General features: G+C 66.4%; 19 protein-coding genes. 11 read left to right on the forward strand and 8 right to left on the reverse strand.

Annotated elements, in window-relative coordinates; genetic code table 11:
* Positions 1–176 precede the first annotated feature (176 nt).
* Positions 177–1,019: a hypothetical protein gene (locus P12x_RS12905; protein WP_435011274.1), complete on the forward strand. Its 843-nt coding sequence runs from the start codon at positions 177–179 to the stop codon at positions 1,017–1,019.
* Here the strand turns inward: P12x_RS12905 and P12x_RS12910 are convergent.
* Positions 1,004–1,249 (reverse strand): hypothetical protein, encoded by a 246-nt coding sequence (locus tag P12x_RS12910; protein ID WP_435011275.1) that lies wholly within the window; start codon positions 1,247–1,249, stop codon positions 1,004–1,006. The genes P12x_RS12905 and P12x_RS12910 overlap by 16 nt on opposite strands.
* A 673-nt stretch (positions 1,250–1,922) precedes the next feature.
* Between P12x_RS12910 and P12x_RS12915 the strand changes: the two genes are divergently transcribed.
* The 3 genes from P12x_RS12915 (at position 1,923) to P12x_RS12925 (ending at position 4,305) form a co-directional block, all read left to right on the forward strand.
* Entirely contained in the window at positions 1,923–3,017 is a 1,095-nt protein-coding gene (locus tag P12x_RS12915) for a DUF1559 domain-containing protein (protein WP_435011276.1), read from the forward strand.
* Between the two features lie 220 nt (positions 3,018–3,237).
* Positions 3,238–3,402, forward strand: coding sequence for a hypothetical protein (locus P12x_RS12920; RefSeq protein WP_435011277.1), 165 nt, complete (start codon positions 3,238–3,240; stop codon positions 3,400–3,402).
* Positions 3,403–4,008: 606 nt separating this feature from the next.
* Positions 4,009–4,305, forward strand: a complete 297-nt coding sequence (locus P12x_RS12925; RefSeq protein ID WP_435011278.1) for a small ribosomal subunit protein bS21 — start codon at positions 4,009–4,011, stop codon at positions 4,303–4,305.
* Between the two features lie 15 nt (positions 4,306–4,320).
* Here P12x_RS12925 and P12x_RS12930 read toward each other — a convergent pair whose 3' ends face one another.
* On the reverse strand, positions 4,321–4,905 hold the full coding sequence (locus tag P12x_RS12930) for a 3'-5' exoribonuclease domain-containing protein (RefSeq protein ID WP_435011279.1): 585 nt from the start codon (positions 4,903–4,905) through the stop codon (positions 4,321–4,323).
* A gap of 322 nt (positions 4,906–5,227) precedes the next feature.
* Here P12x_RS12930 and P12x_RS12935 point away from each other — a divergent pair, with 322 nt between their 5' ends.
* Entirely contained in the window at positions 5,228–5,809 is a 582-nt protein-coding gene (locus P12x_RS12935; protein ID WP_435011280.1) for an O-methyltransferase, read from the forward strand.
* Between the two features lie 74 nt (positions 5,810–5,883).
* Here the strand turns inward: P12x_RS12935 and P12x_RS12940 are convergent, their stop codons facing one another.
* A complete protein-coding gene (locus tag P12x_RS12940) occupies positions 5,884–6,204 on the reverse strand; it encodes a transcriptional regulator (RefSeq protein WP_435011281.1) in 321 nt (106 codons plus the stop codon).
* The gene (locus P12x_RS12945; RefSeq protein ID WP_435011282.1) at positions 6,191–6,817 is read right to left on the reverse strand and encodes a hypothetical protein; all 627 of its coding nucleotides are present in this window, start codon (positions 6,815–6,817) and stop codon (positions 6,191–6,193) included. The genes P12x_RS12940 and P12x_RS12945 overlap by 14 nt, the downstream gene beginning before the upstream one ends.
* 988 nt (positions 6,818–7,805) lie before the next feature.
* Here P12x_RS12945 and P12x_RS12950 point away from each other — a divergent pair.
* Positions 7,806–8,864: a hypothetical protein gene (locus tag P12x_RS12950; RefSeq protein WP_435011283.1), complete on the forward strand. Its 1,059-nt coding sequence runs from the start codon at positions 7,806–7,808 to the stop codon at positions 8,862–8,864.
* 67 nt (positions 8,865–8,931) lie between these two features.
* On the opposite strand, the gene P12x_RS12955 is transcribed toward P12x_RS12950, so the two are convergent.
* The 3 genes from P12x_RS12955 to P12x_RS12965 form a co-directional block, all read right to left on the reverse strand.
* A complete protein-coding gene (locus P12x_RS12955) occupies positions 8,932–9,627 on the reverse strand; it encodes a hypothetical protein (protein WP_435011284.1) in 696 nt (231 codons plus the stop codon).
* Between the two features lie 15 nt (positions 9,628–9,642).
* Complete coding sequence (locus tag P12x_RS12960; RefSeq protein WP_435011285.1) at positions 9,643–9,885, reverse strand: hypothetical protein; 243 nt, start codon at positions 9,883–9,885, stop codon at positions 9,643–9,645.
* Between the two features lie 124 nt (positions 9,886–10,009).
* Positions 10,010–13,123, reverse strand: coding sequence for a tetratricopeptide repeat protein (locus P12x_RS12965; protein ID WP_435011286.1), 3,114 nt, complete (start codon positions 13,121–13,123; stop codon positions 10,010–10,012).
* 363 nt (positions 13,124–13,486) lie between these two features.
* On the opposite strand from P12x_RS12965, the gene P12x_RS12970 reads away from it, so the two are divergent.
* The 3 genes from P12x_RS12970 (at position 13,487) to P12x_RS12980 (ending at position 16,141) form a co-directional block, all read left to right on the forward strand.
* Entirely contained in the window at positions 13,487–14,458 is a 972-nt protein-coding gene (locus P12x_RS12970) for a diguanylate cyclase (RefSeq protein WP_435011287.1), read from the forward strand.
* Between the two features lie 211 nt (positions 14,459–14,669).
* Complete coding sequence (locus P12x_RS12975; protein WP_435011288.1) at positions 14,670–15,584, forward strand: sugar phosphate isomerase/epimerase family protein; 915 nt, start codon at positions 14,670–14,672, stop codon at positions 15,582–15,584.
* 128 nt (positions 15,585–15,712) lie between these two features.
* Positions 15,713–16,141: a BON domain-containing protein gene (locus P12x_RS12980; protein ID WP_435011289.1), complete on the forward strand. Its 429-nt coding sequence runs from the start codon at positions 15,713–15,715 to the stop codon at positions 16,139–16,141.
* A gap of 120 nt (positions 16,142–16,261) precedes the next feature.
* On the opposite strand, the gene P12x_RS12985 is transcribed toward P12x_RS12980, so the two are convergent.
* Entirely contained in the window at positions 16,262–16,606 is a 345-nt protein-coding gene (locus P12x_RS12985) for an ArsR/SmtB family transcription factor (RefSeq protein ID WP_435011290.1), read from the reverse strand.
* Between the two features lie 624 nt (positions 16,607–17,230).
* On the opposite strand from P12x_RS12985, the gene P12x_RS12990 reads away from it, so the two are divergent.
* Both P12x_RS12990 and dapB read left to right on the forward strand, forming a co-directional pair.
* Positions 17,231–18,661, forward strand: a complete 1,431-nt coding sequence (locus P12x_RS12990) for a threonine synthase (protein WP_435011291.1) — start codon at positions 17,231–17,233, stop codon at positions 18,659–18,661.
* Positions 18,662–18,810: 149 nt separating this feature from the next.
* On the forward strand, positions 18,811–19,602 hold the full coding sequence (dapB, locus tag P12x_RS12995; protein ID WP_435011292.1) for a 4-hydroxy-tetrahydrodipicolinate reductase: 792 nt from the start codon (positions 18,811–18,813) through the stop codon (positions 19,600–19,602).
* The last annotated feature ends 28 nt before the right edge of the window (positions 19,603–19,630 follow it).

A 19,630-nucleotide genomic window follows, 5' to 3' on the forward strand; every position in this document is an offset into this window, starting at 1 on the left:
TGAACATCCCAAATCACCCAGTTTTCCAAGACAGGAAGGGTCGGACGAAAAACGATCCAATCTCGATCGCCTGTCACACTCGGGCCGCTGATACATACCAAGAAGATGCGTTCGGTTGGCCGGTTCGATTCGACTTTTCCGTTTGAATGCGCAAAACCGGCCGAAGGAGAACTCCGGTGGCGAAGATGCGCAAAGTGAAGATGCCCGAGGACTGGAACGACCACCTGGGCTGGGATGCCCATTACGAGTCGAGGCTGGCACGCCGCCAGCGAGACCCGTGGGACGAGGAAATCGGCACGATCGGGGTGGAGCAGTTGCCCCAGCTCGCCGAAGTTCTCAAGTCGCGCGGCTGGCGGTCCGTCTGGGTTCCGGGGTGCGGTCTTTCACCGTTGGCCCGCCTCCTCGCCCATCTCGGGTTGCAGGCGGTCGCGACCGATGTGTCGCCGGTGGCGATCCAGTTTCAGCGGAGCGAGTCGGGCGAATTCGCCCACCTGACCGAACCACTCGGCCCGGCGGACCCCGCCGGCTCGTTCGCCGCCGAAGTGCACGACTTCCGCGACGAGTTCCGCCGGGAGGCATTCGACCTCATCCTCAACGTCAAGGCGTTCCAGGCGTTCCCGGTCGAGGACATGACGCGGATCGCCGGCGTCCAGGCGGCCGCACTCTCCAAGGGGCGTTTCGCCTACTTCGACACCATGAACGTCCAGGGGGAACGGCGAGATCAGTTGGAGCAGGCGCTGGAGGATGGCGGGTTCGTCGTGCCCCTGCGAGCGCCGAACCAATGGCATCGGCAGGTGTTGCGCGAGTCGAACATCCCGCACCTGTTCATCCTGGGACGGCCGATGATCCCCCGCACCGGCGAGTACGCCAACGACGTCCCGAAGTGGGACCGCGACATGGCCCGCCTGCGTGAGATCGGCGTCGAGTATCGGGGCCGACTCCAGGCCGAACAGGAGGCGGAGCAGCAGCGGATCGTCCCGGACGCCAAGGTGGCGTATGTGCTCTATTCGACGGGGTGAGCGAAGGCCGGCGGCGGTGAGCCACCACAGCCGCCCGGCCCGCGCACTCCCGAAGGGGCGAGCGGCGAGAGGCCGAATCGGAGGGCCAGGGGCAGAGGAAGCCGAAATGGCCGCTCCCGGGTGCCGTCCGGCCATCCCGGCGGGGACGTCAGCCGGGTCGATCCGATCTCGATGCCGAGGGCTGCCGCGGCGGCCATGCGACGGGCGATCGTCGAGCGAGGTCGCGACATCGATCCCTCCTCGGGATGCCATCGGCCCGGATCACCCCACATTTCTCACGATCAATCATAAATAACAAAACAAATCATCCAATTTTATAGTTTTCAACAATATCGCGTACAATCTTCAACGGAGACTTGACCTCGGCCGGATATTATCGATAATTCAGCTCGTGCAGAGGCCCTACTCCGTGATATCCCGCGCGACACATTCGCGACACCCGGGATCGGGCCGGACGAGGATCGACAATCAGCTTTTCATATTTAATGAATTTGCATGTCGCCAGAAAACGACATGCAAACGGGTTCACCATTCCCTATCGGGGATCCGGGGCGTTCCCCGTCGTGGGACGGGCTTCCATCGCCGCGATTTCGATTTATTGCATCAATGATGGGACAGTCCCGGGGCCGTCGTCGCTTCTTACCGTATAACGCCGCCACTCCTGGCCGGATGACGCCGCCGGCGGCGTGATGGCGGGACGCCGACGAGACGCGGGCCGGCAGGGACGACACGAGAGGCGGGCGAGGGCGAGAAGGCCGACGAATCGTCGGGACACTTCCGGCAGGACACGCCCGAGGAGCCATCTTCACGGGGGCGACGTCGCGACCGACGGCCTCAGGTGGGGGTGCCTCCCTGCAAAATCGCGGGGCATTTCCCTCACGTCAATCAGGCGAGGAGATTCGCATGTCAGAGGCTCGAATCCGTCGAAGCGGCTTCACGTTGATCGAACTGCTGGTGGTGATCGCGATCATCGCCGTGCTCATCGCCCTCCTGCTCCCCGCCGTGCAGGCCGCCCGCGAGGCCGCCCGACGCGCCCAGTGCACCAACAATCTGAAGCAGATCGGCCTCGCGATGCACAACTACCACACCTCGAACGACACCTTCCCGATGGGGGCTGCGGCGTCGAGGAACCCGATCAATCCCTCCAACGGGGGGCTCCCCTGCGTGGCCTGGACCGGCTGGAGCGCGGAGGCGCTGATGTTCGGATACATCGAGCAATCCGCGCTCTACAACGCGATCAATTTCTCCATCGACCCGATCGTCGTGGCGGCCGGGGTCAATTCGACGGCCACCAACTCGAAGGTCGCCTCGTTCCTCTGCCCCTCCGATGGCAACGCGGGCAAGGCCTTCATCAACAACTACTACGCGAGCATGGGCACGACCACATACGCGAGCAGCGGCGTGGATAACGGCCCCGCCTGCAATTCGGGGTCCAGCGGCGGATCTTCGGGCCTCTTCTACTACGCGACGGCGTACGGCCTCAGGGATTGCACCGACGGCTCGTCGAATACCGTCGCCTTCAGCGAAGGGCTGGTCGGCGACAGCGCCGCGACCACTCCCCGGCCTCGTGTCACCGGCGTTAACATCAACGGCGGATTTCAGGTCCAGAACGCAAGCGTCAATCCCGCGATGTTACTCTCCACCATTCAACAATGCAGCACGGCCTTCGCCACGGCCACCAATGGGACTAGCCTGAGCGTGAATCGGGGCTATTACTGGGCCTGGGGTGCCGACACGATGACGATGTTCAATACCATCGTCCCCCCCAGCTCGACGCAGCACCAGTGGGGCCAATGTCGGTTCGGTTGCGTCGGCTGCCCCTCCTTCTCGGCCGATCATTCGAACATCACCAACGCCAACAGCAACCATCCCGGCGGGGCGAACGTCCTGATGGGCGACGGCAGCGTCAAGTTCATCAAGAGCACCCTCCAGCCGAACATCTGGTGGGCGCTCGGCACCCGGTCCGGCGGCGAGGTCATCAGCGCCGATCAGTTCTGAGCCCGACCCACTCCTCCCTCGCCGGTCATTCTTGACGAAGGGAGGCTTCCTCGCGATCGCGGGAGCCGCCCTTCGTTCGTTACGTTCGCCCCGGATGTTGCCTCTTCTCCCCGACGGTCCAACTACGGAAGATCCTGATCCCCCACGCCCGCTTCGCTGCCCTCCCTTGAGGCCTTCCCCCGGTTCCGCTATCCTCGAACCACCGAGGGGAGGCCCAACCATGAAGAAGGCAAGGTCGAACTCCGATCCGATCACCTCCGACTTCTCGCCCTGGAGCCCGCTCGATCCGGGGAAATCACCCCCAGCCCGGGCTGCCCTCATCATCGCCGCCGTCATCATCTCGGCGTTCGCGATCTTCTTCGGGGTCGTCCACCGCTGGCGTTAGCGACGTATTTCAGCCTCCCGGACCTCCAGGATCGGCTTCGACCCATCTGGGAGGCATCGTTCTCTCTCGACAGAATAATCACATGTTCGATGGAGGGGATGCGGAAGCATGCCGGACTGGCAACGAGAAGACGCCACGCCGCATCAGCCCCAGAATCGGTCGGATTCCCCATCCAAGTTGCGGCGAGGCAAGCGCCATTGTCCGGTCTGCCTGGCACGGCTCACCAAGAACGCCGGACGCACCCGGTTGATGAGATCCTCCTCCGCCTGCAACGCCTGCCCCTCCGACTCGAAGAGTTGTATCCGCTGTGGGGCGTCCGGCAGCATCTGGGAGAATAAGCGAAGGGCCGCCTGTCGAGCATGCGGACACCACGGAGCCAAGCCATCGGCCATCGCCGAGCACGGCCCCTGACCTCGCGTCGGAGAAGTTCGGCAGGGTGGGGCACCGACCCGTTTCGGCGAGATCGAGCCCGATGAGTGCCGCCCATTCCACGGGACTTGCTGCCATCCCGACTTGCCGCTCCGCGAACACGGTGCGACAATCCTGGTGTTCTCTCGTCAAATCGCCTTTCCCCCGGCATCGCGTCAGCCGTCAAGACGCCGCAACATGGGTATCCGGATCGAGTTGGAAGAGGACGAGTCGATCGAAGACGCGCTCCGAAGATTCCGCAAGTTGATCCGCGCCGAAGGTGCCTACCCGCTCAACCACTGCCGCTGGCACAAAGCCAGGCGTGACATCTACCTGAAGCCGAGCATCCTGAACCGCCGCCGACGGTGGAATGACCGCGTCAGGAAGCGGGGCTGCGGCTTGTATACTCAGGGCTGGGAATATCATTGGGCTGACGACATCGAGATGCGGCCGCGACGATCGTGGGGGCCGATGGGTCGGCACGTGACGACGTGAGCGGCGGAGAATTCGTTAACCTTCGGCTTCCCGGTCCTTTGTCCGCGGAAGTCTCCTGTTGTCTGACAAGATATTGCAGAACAACGCGCCCTGCTCGATGGCGTCGTCCAACGCTTTGTGTGTATGCGGCAAGTGGTCGAACCAATGCTTCGGCATCCGCCGCTTGGCCGTCTCGCGGTAACTGGTACCCAGGGTGGCCATCGCGAACGTCTTGATGTCCAGCGCCGAGAATGAAAACGGCGACTCCCCGGCGAACCGGATCAGGTACCAGTAGACGAAGAGGAAATCGAACCCGGCGGGATAGCCGACGAAGACAGGCTTGCCGGGCAGGGACTTGAGCCACGCGACGTAGGCCCGGATCGCTTCCTCGGGCTCTCGAAGGTCACGGCGACATTCTGCCCACGCCTCGGGTTGCGTCTGCCACCATGCCATCGTATCGGGGTGACCCTGGGCCTCGGGGAGCGTGCTAAGATTCGCCTCGAAGGTCGCCACCAGCTTTTTCTCGGCGGTGTAGGCGGCGGAGCCGAAGCTGAGCATCGAGTGCGGGCCGGGGATCGGACCGTCCGTCTCGATATCGGTGCTGACGTAAATTTCCGACATGTTCACTCCTCGCTCTGTTGACGATGATACCGAAACGCGTAGGTTCGGCACCGTCCACCTCACCACACCCTACCCCAACTCCGGCGCCGGGCTTGTTCTCGGGCACCCGGACCGATGAGAGGATTGGGGAAAAACGCCGATGAGTGTTGCCCACCCTTACGGAACTCGTGCCCTGGTTCGGCCTCCCGAACCCCCGGATGCTGCGGAGTGTCTCGCTGCCGAAGGACCTCGCCACGGACGATCCGGTCTGGCGACGGGTTGACAGGCACGGCGACCGGCTTACCAACGGGGGATTCAAGCCGCCCCAGGAAAGGAAAACCCCGTGAACGACGGCGAAGTTTCCAACGTACCCGAGGTCATCGGGCGGCTCCAGTCCGAATCCCGGTCCCTCGGGTTCGACATGGCGTCCGAGCCGAGGACCGGCTCCCTGCTTCGCACCCTGGCCGCCAGCAAGCCGGGTGGGGCGCTGCTGGAAGTAGGGACCGGCACGGGGATGGGGGCGGCGTGGCTCCTGGCCGGGATGGACGCCAATGCCCGGCTGGTCAGCATCGACGACGACCCGAGGGTGGCCGAGGTCGCACGCCATCACCTGGGGGGCGACCCGAGGGCGACGTTCCTGGTCGAGGACGCCGCCGGGTGGCTGTCCGCCCAGGCCGCATCATCCTTCGACGTCGTGTTCGCCGACGCCTGGCCGGGCAAGTACAGCCACCTGGACGACGCCTTGCGTCTTCTCAAGCCGGGCGGCCTCTACGTCGTGGACGATATGTTGCCCCAGGCCAACTGGCCTGAAGACCATTCTCGGAATGTGGAGCGGCTGATCACTGAGTTGAACGGGAGGGCCGACCTCGCCGTGACCAGGCTGAACTGGGCCACGGGGATCATCGTCGCCGTCCGGTTGTGGTAGAAATAGGGCGGGAACCGCCCTCGGCCAATCGGCGCGACGCAGCGTCGTGCAGGAAGCGCCGCCGCCGAGTGCGTTCAGCCCGCTCCTGAGGTACGCCCCATCGCCACCAAGAGCCGCTGAAGGGTGTCCAGATAGCCGGCGAGGGCCGATCTTCCCTTCCCGGTCAGAAGGTAGGTCGTCCTCGGGCGACGGCCGACAAAGGACTTCTCGGACCTGACGTATGCGGCTTCTTCCAGCTTCTGGAGTTGCAGTCCCAGGCTGCCATCGGCCGCGCCCAACCTCTTTTTCAGGGCGGTGAAGTCGTGAGGCCCATCGAGTTGGAGTGCAGTCAGCACACCCAGCCGCAAGGGGCCATGGACCGTGGTATCGAGCCCGTTGAAATCAATCGGCTGCATGACTCGCCACCGCCTCCCGCAGTTGGGCTGACTGGATCGCGACGCCCGCCAGGTAGCCGACGGCCATCAAGCCATGAGCGAGGGGATAGCTGTAATGCCAGTCGAGGACCGGAAGCAGCATCCCGGCCAGCAGGGTCGAGACGGCAAGGCCGAGGCAGTAGTGCCGCTGCCTGCTCCTGAACGCCGAACGGACCAGGAGGAAGGAGAAGGTCAGGAGCAACCCAACGCTGGATGCGTGCAGCGCCGCCGTCCGGGACGGTTCCAGGGAGGGGCCGGCGATGCCCGCGATCAGATATCCGCATGCAGCGACCCAGACGACGCCATAGATGCAGATCGAGACGGCAACCTGGTTCACGACCTCGGGGTCGAGGCCGGGGGTGCGCCGGGATCGCAGGAACAGCCCGATCAGCCCCGCGACCATCACCGCGGTCGGCAAGGCCTGTTGCAATGAGTCCCGCTCGACGAGCAGGCTGACGACCGCCGCGAGGGCCGCCGTGGCCATCAGGGAGATGCCGACCGCCAACACCCCCTTGCCGAAGGGCACGTGCAGCCCCATTGCACCCCGCATCACATCGAGATCACTTTTGAGGCGACCGAGTTCGTCGTCCGACATGACTTGCCCCCAACGCGAACCTTGTTGCTCAAGCACCGTGAGAACTCAACGATCTTGAGTATATGGCCGACCGAGGTGGTGTCAAGAGCGTCTCGTCATCGTCCCGACCAAGCCGGACTGAGTCCACGCGATCCTCAGCGGCTCAAGTAGAGGAAGTTGCGGAAAGTACAGGTTTCCCGACCCTTTGTTGGGTTAACAGGTACAGTTTCTTCGCCTTGTGCCCCTTCGCCGATTCTTCATTGATTCGGCCTAGCGACGGGAGGCAATGCAAGGTAGAACCGATTCGGGTCCGCTCGATCGTCTTTCATTAAACACATTTTCACGTTATCGATTTATGAAAAAATTATTCCGCACATCACTGTTCTGCCTCTTGATGGCAGGCTGTTCGCCTCCCGTCGCAGCCCCTCTTGTCTCTCCGTCCGGAGCCTACGCTGTGACACCCGAGATCTCGGGTGAGGAGGCTGGCCCGAGTCTCCGATACTGCGTCCGGCTCAAAGTGAGAGAGACGCAAACGAAGCGTGAAATCACATTCCAAACCAGGGCTTCCGATGGGCAAAAATGGGCGTTCGCCTGGTCACCTTCGGGTTCCTTAGTTATATATTCCTCTGACATTGGAACTCGAGCCTACGACATCAAGGACGGCCGGATCATAGAGCGTTCGCCGGATGACGCCGAGCAAGAAGCGGCACGCGGTGCGTACAGGAAGAAGTACGGAAAACAGCCAAGCGTATGACCGGACGCTTCATCCCACCCGGTTCGCCGCTCATTTGGTATCCCTATCCCTCGATCGGTAGCTACGAGAATGCCATTCGGATCGGCATTCCTGCGCGGCATGATGGGTGGGAAACCGTTCCGAGCAACGGCCCAACTTCTTCGACGATTCCCTCGGTCCTCCCGGATCGTGTGCTTAAAAATTCCCGATCGGCACGATCCTTTGAGAAACGGAGCGTTCCCCTCATCACCAGAGCCTGATCCGGAGTTGCCGCCGATGTCCCGCACCGAAGCCCAGATCGCCGCGTCTCGCGCCAATGGTTTGAAAAGTCGGGGGCCGATCTCGGCCGAGGGGAAGGCGATCTCCCGGCGGAACGCCCTCAAGCACGGGATGGCCGGCGATGGGGTGGTCGTGCCCGAGGGGGATGCGGCCGAGGTCCGGCGACGGTCGGCGGCGATGCTCCGCGAGATCCGGCCGACCTGCGAGATGGGGCATTATCTGGTCAAGCGGATCGCGCGACTCACCGTCCGGGTCGAGCGGTGTTCCTCGCAGGAACTGGCCGCGATCGAGCATCGAGCGGCCCACGCCGAGGCCGACTTCGACGAGGCCCGGATCGCCGAGGTCGACCACACCCTCGCCTATCTGATCAAGGAACCGGCCACCTACGCCCGGAAGCTCCGGTCGATGCCCGAGGGGGTCGACCGGCTGATCGCCTGCCTCCTGGAACTCCGCGAGGAGCTGGACTCGGGCCGGTGGGACTGGACCTACGGCGACCGGCTGGCCAACCTCACCGGCCAGCGCTGGGCCGAGGTCCCGGTCATCCGGGTCCACGCCCTCTCCGAGGCGATCATCGGCAACTTCAAATTCCTCTCGGATGTCGATGGCGAAGGGCTCTCCGACCCCGAACGCGCCGGCTGGGCTCGGGACGAAATGGGACGCCTGATCGATCAGGAGATCGAATCGCTCCTGGAGCATCGGAAGACGCTCGACCTCGAGGCCATCGATGCGGATCGGGCCGGCGCGGCGGATCGAGCGTGCTTCGACCCGTCACGCGAGGCGATCCTGGCCCGCCGTTACGAGGCCGCCGCCGAACGAGCGGTCTACAAGGCTCTGAAGGAGTTGCGTCGGGTCGAGGCCGAGGCTTCGATGCCCGTCGAGGCAATTGATGAGGAGGTCCTGGGTTCGTTCGGCCTCGAGGATCGGGAGGACTTCGAGGAGGCCGAGCCGGGGCTCCGGTGGCCCTCGACGGCTCGCCCGACCGATCCTCGACCGATGATCCGACCGATCCCGGAAGGGTCCTGGAGGGGCGGGACGCCCTCGAATCCGCCGAGATGAGCCGTTCGGATCCATGAAAGTCGATCGATGCTCGACGCCCGACCTTCGGGGAGGGGTCGGCATGGGCTTACGTCAGCTTTGCGATGGCGGCGTTCGAGATGTCGCCGACCACCTTCCGGATGAGTTCCCAGGTCTCTCGATGGTAAGGCTCGGGGATGTCCAGCCGTTGCCCCTCGCGAAACCTGGCCAGTTGCCCGGACTTCAACTCGTAGGTTCGATTGGCGATCTTGCGGTTGTGGACCAGGATGTCACGCGAAGCCTTGGCCTCCGCGACCCGCTCGATTTCCCCGGCCGAAGGGCAACCCAGCTTCACCTTGTCTTCCAGATAGGCAAACCAGGCGGTCGGTCGATCATACAGGATCTCATTCAACTCTTTCTTCACGACATGCCGGGTGATGGCTTCCTTGTCGAGCGATTCCAGGACCACCTTGAAGTCCACCGTCTTCCTGCCCAGGCTCTGGGGATAGGCGGTCAGCCAAAGGCATAAGAAATCGAAATAGAATTCTTCGAACAGGGAGATGAATTGCTGAAACGTGGCTTCGGCGAGTTGCTCGGCGACGTACCCCCTCGCCTTGCTGGCGAGGTCGGCCTGCGTGGTGACCGTCCCGGTGGCCAGGTTCCTGACCGTGATCGTATTACCGGCGGTGATGACCTTGTGGACGATGCGCCAGGCGGTTTTCGTGTTGGAATAATAATCGTGAACCGAGACGAGATCGGCCAGGACTCGATCCCTGAGCGATCGGATCTCCTCCGACAAGGACATAGCTCTTCCCCAAGGTCAACGGACGCCGTCGATGATTTCCTGGACGGCCGAGACGTCGACCTCCCGGCCGAGGTCGATGGTCGCAATCTCGGGCTCGCCGTTCATCGAGATGGCATCTTCCTCCACCAGGTGGAGGATGCCGTGATCGTCGAGCAGTTGACGGAGTTCGGGGAGTTGGCTGAGGGGCACCATGATGTAAGGCCCGGCGGTCCCGTCGGTGGAGACGCACAGGGGCTTTCGGGTCATCTGGTCGATCATGCTTCGGATCCTCCCGGCGGGCCCGAGTCGCTCGGTTCGCCTCGCCTATTATCCGGTCCGAGGCCCCGGCTTGGGAAGTGGGGAAGAGATCGAGCCTCGATGACGAAGGCCGGCCCGCTCCCCGTCATTGGTTGCTCGCGTCGTCCGCCCCCGGGGATTGTCCGGCCCTCCTCCGGGCGGCTTCCAGCCTCCGGGTGGCTTCCTCGACGTTCCGGTCGTTGGGATACCGGGCCTTGATGAGATTCTCGTAGCTCTCGGCGGCCTCCTTCCACTGGTCGAGCTTCTCGTGGACCTTGCCGGCTTCCAGGAGCGCGGCGGACTGCCACTCGGGGGCGTTGTACTGGAGGATCACCCGGTAGAACTCGCGGAGGGCGTCCCGATACATATTCTGATGAAAATACGTTTCTCCTCGCATGAGCTGGGCTCGGGCGGCGAGGTCGGTCCCCTTCCGGGCGGCCAGGACCTTGTCGAAGGCCTGGCGGGCCTCGTCGAAGCGGGCGAGCCCCTGGCAGGCCCGCCCCCGGGCATATTCGACCTCGGGGGCGAGCGGGTCGGACGAGCCGGCGGCCTGGAACGCATCGGCGGCGGCCAGGGTGTCCTGCCATCGGCCGAGCTGGGCGAGGCACTGGACCTGCCTGGCCCGGGCGGTCGAGGCTAGCCCGGGGAAGTCGGATTCGGCGGGGGCTTCGGCGGCGAGGGCGGCGAACTCGGGCTCGGCCGCCCCGGCGTCGCCCGACTTGAAGGCGACCTCGGCCTTCCAGAACCGGGCCTCCCGGCGATAGGTCCCGTCGGAGTCGGCGGCGATCAGGCGAGCGAAGGTCGAGGAGGCCCCGGCCCAGTCGGCCTTCTCGGCCTGGGCTCGCCCCCGGAGGATCAGGGCCGGGGGGGTCAGGGTCGGACGAGATTCGGCCCCCTCGGCGGTCAGGGGCTTGAGGAGGTCGAGGGCCCGGTCGAAGTCCCGGGCGGCGAAGGCGGAGACAGCCAGGTTGTAGCGGGCGTCGGAGGCCCGGGGGCTCTCGGGGAAATCGCGGAGGAGTCGGCCGAAGACGTCGTCGGCCTCGGCCTGCCGGTCCAGATCGACCAGGGTCCAGCCCCACTCGGAGAGGACCGAGTCGAGGGGCTCGCCGCAGTCCTCGGGGTGGTCGCGGGCCACCGACTCGTAGGCCTGGGCGGCCTCGGGCTGCTTCGCCTGGGCCCTGAGACGGGCCAGCGCCAGCGAGGCCGGGCCGGCCTGGGGGGATTTCGGGGACTTCTCCAGGGCCGAAGCATAGGCGGCGATGGCCTCCTCGGGCCGACCGGCCTGATTCAGGGCGAAGGCCCGGGCCAGCGCGGCCTCGGGGGCGAGCCGGTCGTCGGGCGAGGCTTCGAGGAGGGCCTCGAAGGTTTCGGCGGCCTCGGCGGGGTGGCCCCCCCGGAGGAGCGACCAGCCCAGCCCGGAGAGGGCCCCGGCCTTCTGGGCGGGCTCGGCGGATTCGCTCGAAGCCCGGAAGAGCCCGGCGGCCCGGTCGAACTCCCCGGCGGCGAGGGCGGACTCGGCCAGTCGGGATCGGGTCGGGTTGAGGGTCGGGCTCCTGGGGAACTTCTCGGCGAGCTTCGCCAGGCTGGCGTCGGCCTCGGCGGCCTGGCCCAGCTCGGACTGCGACTGGGCGAGCCGGGCCAGGGCATGGTCGGCGACCTCGCCGTCGGGCCGGTCGGCCAGGTACTTCTGGAGGGCGGGGACGGCGTCGGCGAACCGGCCGGCGTCGAAGGCGGTCTGGCCCAGGAGGTACTGGGCGTCGGAGGCCAGGGGCGCGGGGGTCTTGGCGAGCCGGCCGAAGACCTCGGCGGCCTGATCGGCCTGCCCGGCCCTCTGGTAGGCCAGGCCCAGGTAATAGGTCATCGCCTGGGCGACGGCGGGGCTCGGTCGGTCCTCGGCCAGGGCTCCGGTCAGGATCTCGATGGCGTCCTTGGGCTGGCCGGAGGAGAGCGCGGCCCGGGCGTCGATCAGTCGGGCATCGGCCCGGAGCGGGCTCTGGGGAAACCGCTCGTCGAACGGTCCGGCGGCCTGCCGGGCGGCGGCCCAATCCTTGGCGTCGAGGGCCAGCGAGGCGGCCCGGAGCTGGGCATCGTCGGCCAGGGGGGACCGGGGGTCGTCCTCGACAAGCTGGAGGAACCGGGTCCGGGCCTCGTCGGGTCGGCCCGCGGCCAGGACGGCCTCGGCGGCGTGGAACTGGAGGATCGGGGCCGACGGGGACCCGGCGAACCGGGACCGGGCGACCTCCAGGGTCGCGAGCGCCTCGGCGGCCTTGCCCCGGGCCAGGAGCGAGGCCCCCAGGGCGTCGGCCGCCTGAGGGGCCAGGGGCTGCGCGGGGTCCTCGGCGATCGGCCTGAGCAGGGCCTCGGCCTCGTCGACCCGTTTGAGCTTGAGCAGGGCCTCGGCCCGCTCGACCCGGGCCTCGACGGCCATCGGGCCTCGGGGGGCGGCCTTCTCGGCGGCCTCGAAGGCGTTGGCGGCCTCGAGCCAGTGGTCGGAGGAGGCCTCGATCCGGCCGATCTCGAACTGGGCCTTGTCGAGCCACTCGGGGCCGCCCCGCTCGGCCAGCCCTCGGAGGGCCTGGAGTGCCGGCTCGGTCTCATTCAGGGCGGCGAGGACCCGACCTCGGCCCAGCCGGGCCCGATCGGCCAGGCTCCCCTGGGGGTCGCCGACCAGGGCGTTCTCGTAGGCCTTCCGGGCGGCGGGGAGGTCGCCCAGCCGGTAGTCCACATCGCCCAGGTGCGACCAGGCCGCCTGGAGATACCGACGGTCGGCGGGGCCGCTGGCGGTGTAGGCCTCCAGGGATCGGCGGGCGGCGGGGAGGTCGTTCAGGACGTAGGCGGTCTCGCCGATCCGGTAGCGGGCGGTCGGGGCGTTGGGGTGGTCGGGGGCGGACCGGACGAAATCCTCGAACGCCTGGCGGGCCTCCCGGTACTTGCCCAGGAAGAGCCGGGCGTTGCCCAGGCCGAAGCGGGCGTTGGCGGCGTCGGGATCGGCCCCGGGCCGGGCGTCCTTGAGGAACAGCTCGAACTGCTCGGCCGCCAGGTCGTACCGACGCTCCCGGTAGAGCCGGTTGGCGAAGTCCAGGGCCTCGGGGACAGTCCGGCCGGGCTGCGCGTTGGTGGCGGATGTCGGGGCCTGCCCGAAGGCGGCCGGTGTGAGCAGGCTCAGGCCGACGAGCCAGGAGGCGCGGGGCCGGGGGATCGCTATCGGGGTGATTCGCACGGGTCCCTCTCCCTGGACGCCAGAGACCCGGACGACCCCCGGGCCGGGCCGAAGGGCCGAGCGACGCCCCGTCGCAACCCCTCGGCGGCGTCCCGGTTATACCCCGATCCGGCGATCCGGCTCAAGGTCGCCTCGGGACGAGGGAATCCCGTCGACCGGGCCTTTCGGGAATCGATCCCCGCCCTTCCGCCCTCGGGCCGTCCAAAAATCCTCCCGGGAGATCATTTGACAGGCTTCGGCGGCGACCTAGGGTTGACGGGAGACGGGCTCTGGGCCGCGTCGGTCAGCCCGATCGACCCGGTCGGCATCGGGACAAACCTGGGGTCGCGAACCAGTCCAAGGACCGCAGAACGAGGATCGACCATGGACGATAACGGCGCCACCCACCTCTGCGACCTCCTCGCGGGCTCCGGCCAGGCCGGCTCATCTTCTTCCTCGTCGTCCCAGCATCCGATGTATCTGATCGTCCTCAGCGGAGGGATCCCCGGGGCGATGCTCCGGCTGTCCGCCGGGGGGAGCCGGCTGGGACGCTCGGCCGACAACACGATCCAGCTGCCCGATTCGAGCATCTCGCGATACCACGCCTACCTCGGGACCGACGACGAAGGGCAGGTCCGGCTGACCGACCTGGGCAGCACCAACGGGACCTTCCTCAATGGCCAGAGGCTCCCGGAAAACACCCCGGTCCGGGTCGACGACGGCGACCGGCTCCAGATCGGGGCCAACGTCATCCTCAAGTTCATCCGCCCCGACCCTTGCGAGGAGAAGTTCCAGCGGGAGATGTTCGAGAGGACCGTCCGCGACCAGCTCACCGGCCTGTACAACCGGGCGTTCTTCCTGTCCCAGTTCGGGCCGCTGGCCGACCGCGGGTCGCTCCGAGGCCTGGGGACCGCCGTCCTGATGCTCGACATCGACCACTTCAAGCGGATCAACGACACCCACGGCCACGAGGTCGGCGACATCGTCCTCCGCGAGGTCGCGGTGGTCCTCCGCCAGGCGACGCGGACCGACGACCTGGTCGCCCGCTACGGCGGCGAGGAGTTCGTCGTGGCCCTGCCGGTCGCCGCGCCCGACCAGGCCACCGAGCGTGCCGAACGGGTCCGATCGACCCTCGCCTCTCGGCGAATCCTGGCCGGGGGGGTCCCGCTCGGGGTCACCGCCAGCCTCGGGTTGGCATTCACCCCTCCCGGACGGCCCCGGTCGATCTCGGCCCTGATCGCCACCGCCGACCGAGGGCTCTATCAGGCCAAGAACGCGGGCCGCGACCGGACCGTCTTCAGCCACGATCTCGTCAATCGGCCGGTCGAATCGGCCACCACGGTCGACGATAGTTGAGGCGAGCCCCGGCCCGAAAGTGGCCGGCCTCTCCTTCCCCGGATCCCCGCCAATTCCCCGGATCCGAGCCCCCTTCGGGCGGAGATCCCGGGGCCGAAACAGAACGACGGCCGATCAAATATCGTCGGAAGCCTGTCGCCCGGCATCGAGGCGGAAGCTATCATCGGGGCCGGAGCCCAAGACAGCCACGTCCCGACCCGAAGGTGAGCCCGTGTCCCAGCAACCGAACTCCCCCCTGCCCCCCCTGACCGTCGGCGTCTGCTCCTGGAGCCTGCAAGTCGGCAGCGTCGAGGAGCTCAAACGCTTGCTCGGCGACCTCGGGACCAACGCCACCCAGATCGCCTGCGGCGACCCCCACCACGCCAGCTGGTCCGAAGGGGACGACATGCCCGAGGCCGCCCGAGCCTCGGGCCTGACCCTTACCGGGGCGATGCTCGGATTCCCGGGGGAAGATTACACCACGCCCCAGACGATCCAGGCGACCGGCGGATTCGGCGACCCCGCCACCCGCCCCGAGCGGCTCGAACGGCTGGCCTGGGCCATCGACCGGACCCTCGCCCTGGGGCTCACCGACCTGATGCTCCACGCCGGATTCCTGCCCGAGGCCGGAGACCCCGGCCGCAAGTCGATGCTCGACACCCTCGCCAAGGCCGGGCAGATGGCCGCCGAGAAGGGCGTGACCCTGGCCTTCGAGACCGGCCAGGAGACGGCACTCCTGCTCCGGATGACCCTCGACGACCTGAAATCCCCCAATCTCAAGGTCAACTTCGACCCGGCCAACATGCTCCTCTACGACATGGGCGACCCGATCCACGCCGTCGAGATCCTCGGCCCCGACATCCGGAGCGTCCACGTCAAGGACGCGATCCGCCCGACCATCCCGGGCCAGTGGGGCCAGGAAGTCCCCCTCGGCCAGGGGCAGGTCGACATCCCCCGGTTCCTTCGGACCCTCCGCGCGGTCGGCTACACCGGCCCCCTGGTCGTCGAGCGCGAGGTCGGCAACCAGGCCGGGCGGATCGCCGACGTCCGCCACGGACTCGACCTGATCCGCCGATGCCTGGCCGAGCCGGTCCAGCCCGCCGACGCCACGCCCGGCGTCCACGGCTCGGAGAAGCCCCGGGGCTGAACCGATCCGCCGAGATCGACGAGGTCTCGGCCCGGCCCCCGATTTGCGTCTCCTGACCGCCGCGACCGAACGGATCGTGCGACATCCCCGATGCCGCCGGACCCTCGACCAGGTAGGGAGACAGAACGATGAATCGCAAGCAAGCCCGATGGATGCCCCTCGCCGTTGCCGCCCTCGCGATCTCCTGGGCCGGGCCCGCTCGGGCCCAGGATACCGGCCAGAGCGTCGGCCAGAAGCTCGACGAGGTGGGCCAGGATATCAAGGAGGGGTTCAAGGACCTGGGCCAGGCCGCCAAGAGGCAATTCGCCAAGGCCAAGGAATCGGTCGAGAACATGGGCGTCCAGGCCCGGGTCTACGGCCGGATCCACTGGGACAAGGCGTTGAACGATGCCACGATTGAACTCACCAGCACCGACGATGGCGTGATCTCGATGAACGGGACCGTGGCGGACGCCAAGGCCAAGCAACGAGCCGTCGAGTTGGCCAGGGAGACGGTGGGCGTGACCCGGGTGGTCGATCGACTGGCGGTCAGGCCGGCCCCCAAGCCCAGCCCTTGATACGCGGTGGATTCGGAAAGCGAGCCCAATAATAAAAGAAGGTCCGCTGCGAAGCCAGTAGGCCTTGCGGCGGACCACCCTTGCAACACTTCCGCAGTTCCGGTGCAGCGAAAGTGGAGATCAACCCACGATGGAATTGACGACTTCCGCCAGTTCACGCCCGGCCTCGGTCAAGCCGTAGAAGTTATGCTTGCCGGCGCGCCTGGGCTCGATCAATCGACCGTGACGGAGCAAGGCGAGGTGGTGGCTGACCGCAGGCTGGCTCTGCGTTCCGAGATCGGAGCAGAGTTCCGAGACGTTTCGCTCCTTCTCATTCAGGAGCATCAGGACCTGCAGCCGAGTCGGATCGGAGACCTGCTTGAGCAGGTCGGCCACCCGGCGAATTTCGGGCGAGGGACGAGGGGGGACGACGGGCTTCGGAGCAGCGGCCTTGGAAGTCGAAGCTTTTGACGTGGTAACTGCCATGAGACTCCTCTGTGGTACCGGAAATGCGTCAAAGGCGGGAAAAAGGAAGGGAGCGACTGCAGGCCGGGGGGAAGCCGAGGATTTGGCGAGGATGGCGAAACATGCCATCGATCCAAGTTCTGTTCGACTTGGACATTGATCCACTCAGGACGACATCCACCAACTCTTACAGAAGTAAGGTTTACAGATATCTCACTTATAACAATAGAAAATCCGCCAGGAACGTCAACCCGATTTCTCGTCGCGAGCTGTCGTCTCCGTTCTTGCCCAGCAACAACAAGTCATCTTAACGAACCGTGGATCGTTTTATATTGCCAATCCGCCGCCAAAACAACCCTAACCGATACGTGAATCTTTGAAGAGTGACCAAATCGCACGTTTTGAGTTTATTGTATACGTCGAGGGGAAGCTCGAGGCAACTTTTTTGACGGATTTCTTGTCCCTCCATCGGTCAAAGTCCGGCGATTCCCGAGGGTCGTGGGCGCGAATTTCGGCTTGTCGTGCCCGTGATCCTGCCGGTAGAGTAAAGCCTGGCGGGTGTCGAGGCGGTCGTCGGGCCCAGTTACCGGGTTCCGGCCTGGATGGAAGCCGTCGGCCATTCGCATCGAGCCCGAGAACGCCCCGATGCCCGTGGTCCCCATGACGCAGACCGACCTGGCCTACCAGCAATGCCTCAACCCGGCATGCCGGACCACGCTGTCCGTGGATCAGGTGGCCTTCGCCTGCCCCGAGTGCGGCGACCTCATCGACGTCGTGTACGACTGGGACCGCCTGCCCGTCCCCAAACGACTGTCCGATTTCGAGGCGAAGTGGGCCAGCCGCCTGAATCCCCTGAATTTTTCCGGCGTCTGGCGGTTCCGCGAGCTTCTCCCCTTCGCGCCGGCCGATCAGGTCGTGACCATCGGCGAGGGGCAGACGCTCCTCCAGGTCGCCGACAAGGTCGGGCAGTATGTCGGCATGAATCCCGGCCAGCTCCGGCTCCAGTACGAGGGGATGAATCCCTCGGGGAGCTTCAAGGACAACGGGATGACCGCAGCATTCACGCATGCGAGGATGGTCAATGCCCGACGGGTGGCCTGCGCCAGCACGGGGAACACCTCGGCGGCCCTGGCGGTCTACTGCTCGGCCACTCCGTTCGGATTCAAGGCGATCATCTTCATCGGATCGGGCAAGATCGCCTACGGGAAGTTGGCCCAGGCGCTCGACCACGGGGCCCTGACGATCCAGATCGTCGGCGACTTCGACGACGCGATGCACCGGGTCCGCCAGGTCGCCGACCGGCTGGGCATCTACCTGATGAACTCGGTCAATCCGTTCCGGCTGGAAGGCCAGAAGACGATCATGTACCGGGTCCTGGAGGCCCTGGCCTGGGAGCCTCCCGACTGGATCGTCGTCCCCGGCGGGAACCTCGGCAATTCCAGCGCCTTCGGCAAGGCGTTCATCGAGCTGAAGCATCTCGGCCTGATCGATCGGGTCCCCCGGCTGGCCGTGATCAACGCCGCCGGGGCCCAGACGCTCGACCAGCTCGTCGGCCACCACGGCCTGTCCTGGCTCAACGGCCTGCCTGATATGGCGGTGACCGATGCCTACTATCAGAAGATGGACACCGACGGGGCGAAGGCCTCGACCATCGCCTCGGCCATCGAGATCAACCGACCGGTGAATCTGAAGAAGTGCCTGCGGGCCCTGGATTTCTGCGACGGGGTGGTCCGCCAGGTCTCCGATCAGGAGATCATGGACGCCAAGGCCCGGGTCGGGGCCGGCGGGCTGGGGTGCGAGCCAGCCAGCGCCGCCAGCGTGGCCGGGGCCAGGAAGCTCCGCGAGGAAGGCGTGATCGCCCCGAGCGAGTCGGTCGTCTGCATCCTGACCGGCCACCAGCTCAAGGACCCGACGGCGACGGTCGCCTATCACGGGACCGACCAGGAGAATTTCGAGAAGGTCCTGGGCAGCCGGGGCGTCCGGAGGGCCGGTTTCGCCAATCGCCCGGTGAGCGTCGCCAACGACCTCGACGACATCATCCGGACGATCGCCCTGTACTCCGAGCCCGGCGACTGACGGGCCTTCGGCCCCGGAGTGATCGAGGCGGCGACCGCATTTCGCCTCGCGACCGCCCCGATCCTCGGGTAAGATCAAGTTTCCAGGTTGGGGGCCGTCGGACGCGGGAAAGCGTCGGATCCGGCCCTACCTCGGCGAGGACTCCCGCATTGCCCGCTACACCGCTCTCGGTCGGCATCCACGGCGCCACGGGCCGGATGGGAACCCGGCTGATTCAACTGATCCAGGAAGACCCCGACCTGACGTTGGGCGCCGCGGTCGACCTCCCCGATCATCCCGGGCTGGGGTCCGACGTCGGCCCCCTGGTCGGCCTCGGCCCGCTGGGAGTCCCGCTCACGTTCGAGCCCTACGGGGATGTCGACGTGATGATCGACTTCTCGACCCCCGCCGGGAGCCTCGTCCTGGGCGAAGACTGCGCCGCCCGGGGCATCCCGCTGGTCGTCGGGACCACCGGGTTCGAGCCCGATCAGAAGGCCACTTTGGAGCGGCAGGCCGACCGGATCGCCCTGCTGATCTCCCCCAACCTGAGCCGGGCGGTGAACCTCCTGATGAAGCTGGTGGGGGACGCGGCGAAGGCCCTGGGCGACTCGGCCGATATCGAGGTCGTCGAGCGTCACCACCGGTTCAAGAAGGATGCTCCCAGCGGGACGGCACTCCGACTGGCCGAGATCGCGGCCAAGGCGATCGGCTCGGACCGGCTGATCCACGGCCGGTCGGGCCTGGTCGGCGAACGCCCTCGGGGAGAGGTCGGGGTCCACGCCCTCCGGACCGGCGACAACCCCGGCGAACACACGGTGGTCTTCGGCCTGATGGGCGAATGCCTGGAGCTGTCGCACCGGGCCCTGAACCGCGACGGCTTCGCCCGGGGGGCGCTGGACGCGGCGAAGTTCCTGGCCGGCAAGCCCCCCCGGCTCTACACCATGGCCGACCTCCTGGGCTGAACGATCCGATCAAAAGCGAGGGATCCGC

The organism is Tundrisphaera lichenicola, from assembly GCF_051175385.1.
GTDB lineage: Bacteria > Planctomycetota > Planctomycetia > Isosphaerales > Isosphaeraceae > Tundrisphaera > Tundrisphaera lichenicola.

What these genes read in the sequence shown, in the direction of transcription:
- P12x_RS12910 (WP_435011275.1), bottom strand. Translation starts at nt 1,249, where the DNA reads ATGTCGCGACCTCGCTCGACGATCGCCCGTCGCATGGCCGCCGCGGCA.
- P12x_RS12955 (WP_435011284.1), bottom strand. Translation starts at nt 9,627, where the DNA reads ATGTCCTTGTCGGAGGAGATCCGATCGCTCAGGGATCGAGTCCTGGCC.
- P12x_RS12990 (WP_435011291.1), top strand. Translation starts at nt 17,231, where the DNA reads ATGCCCGTGGTCCCCATGACGCAGACCGACCTGGCCTACCAGCAATGC.
- P12x_RS12915 (WP_435011276.1), top strand. Translation starts at nt 1,923, where the DNA reads ATGTCAGAGGCTCGAATCCGTCGAAGCGGCTTCACGTTGATCGAACTG.
- P12x_RS12945 (WP_435011282.1), bottom strand. Translation starts at nt 6,817, where the DNA reads ATGTCGGACGACGAACTCGGTCGCCTCAAAAGTGATCTCGATGTGATG.
- P12x_RS12925 (WP_435011278.1), top strand. Translation starts at nt 4,009, where the DNA reads ATGGGTATCCGGATCGAGTTGGAAGAGGACGAGTCGATCGAAGACGCG.
- P12x_RS12980 (WP_435011289.1), top strand. Translation starts at nt 15,713, where the DNA reads ATGAATCGCAAGCAAGCCCGATGGATGCCCCTCGCCGTTGCCGCCCTC.
- P12x_RS12985 (WP_435011290.1), bottom strand. Translation starts at nt 16,606, where the DNA reads ATGGCAGTTACCACGTCAAAAGCTTCGACTTCCAAGGCCGCTGCTCCG.
- P12x_RS12970 (WP_435011287.1), top strand. Translation starts at nt 13,487, where the DNA reads ATGGACGATAACGGCGCCACCCACCTCTGCGACCTCCTCGCGGGCTCC.
- P12x_RS12960 (WP_435011285.1), bottom strand. Translation starts at nt 9,885, where the DNA reads ATGATCGACCAGATGACCCGAAAGCCCCTGTGCGTCTCCACCGACGGG.
- P12x_RS12920 (WP_435011277.1), top strand. Translation starts at nt 3,238, where the DNA reads ATGAAGAAGGCAAGGTCGAACTCCGATCCGATCACCTCCGACTTCTCG.
- P12x_RS12930 (WP_435011279.1), bottom strand. Translation starts at nt 4,905, where the DNA reads ATGTCGGAAATTTACGTCAGCACCGATATCGAGACGGACGGTCCGATC.
- P12x_RS12950 (WP_435011283.1), top strand. Translation starts at nt 7,806, where the DNA reads ATGTCCCGCACCGAAGCCCAGATCGCCGCGTCTCGCGCCAATGGTTTG.
- P12x_RS12940 (WP_435011281.1), bottom strand. Translation starts at nt 6,204, where the DNA reads ATGCAGCCGATTGATTTCAACGGGCTCGATACCACGGTCCATGGCCCC.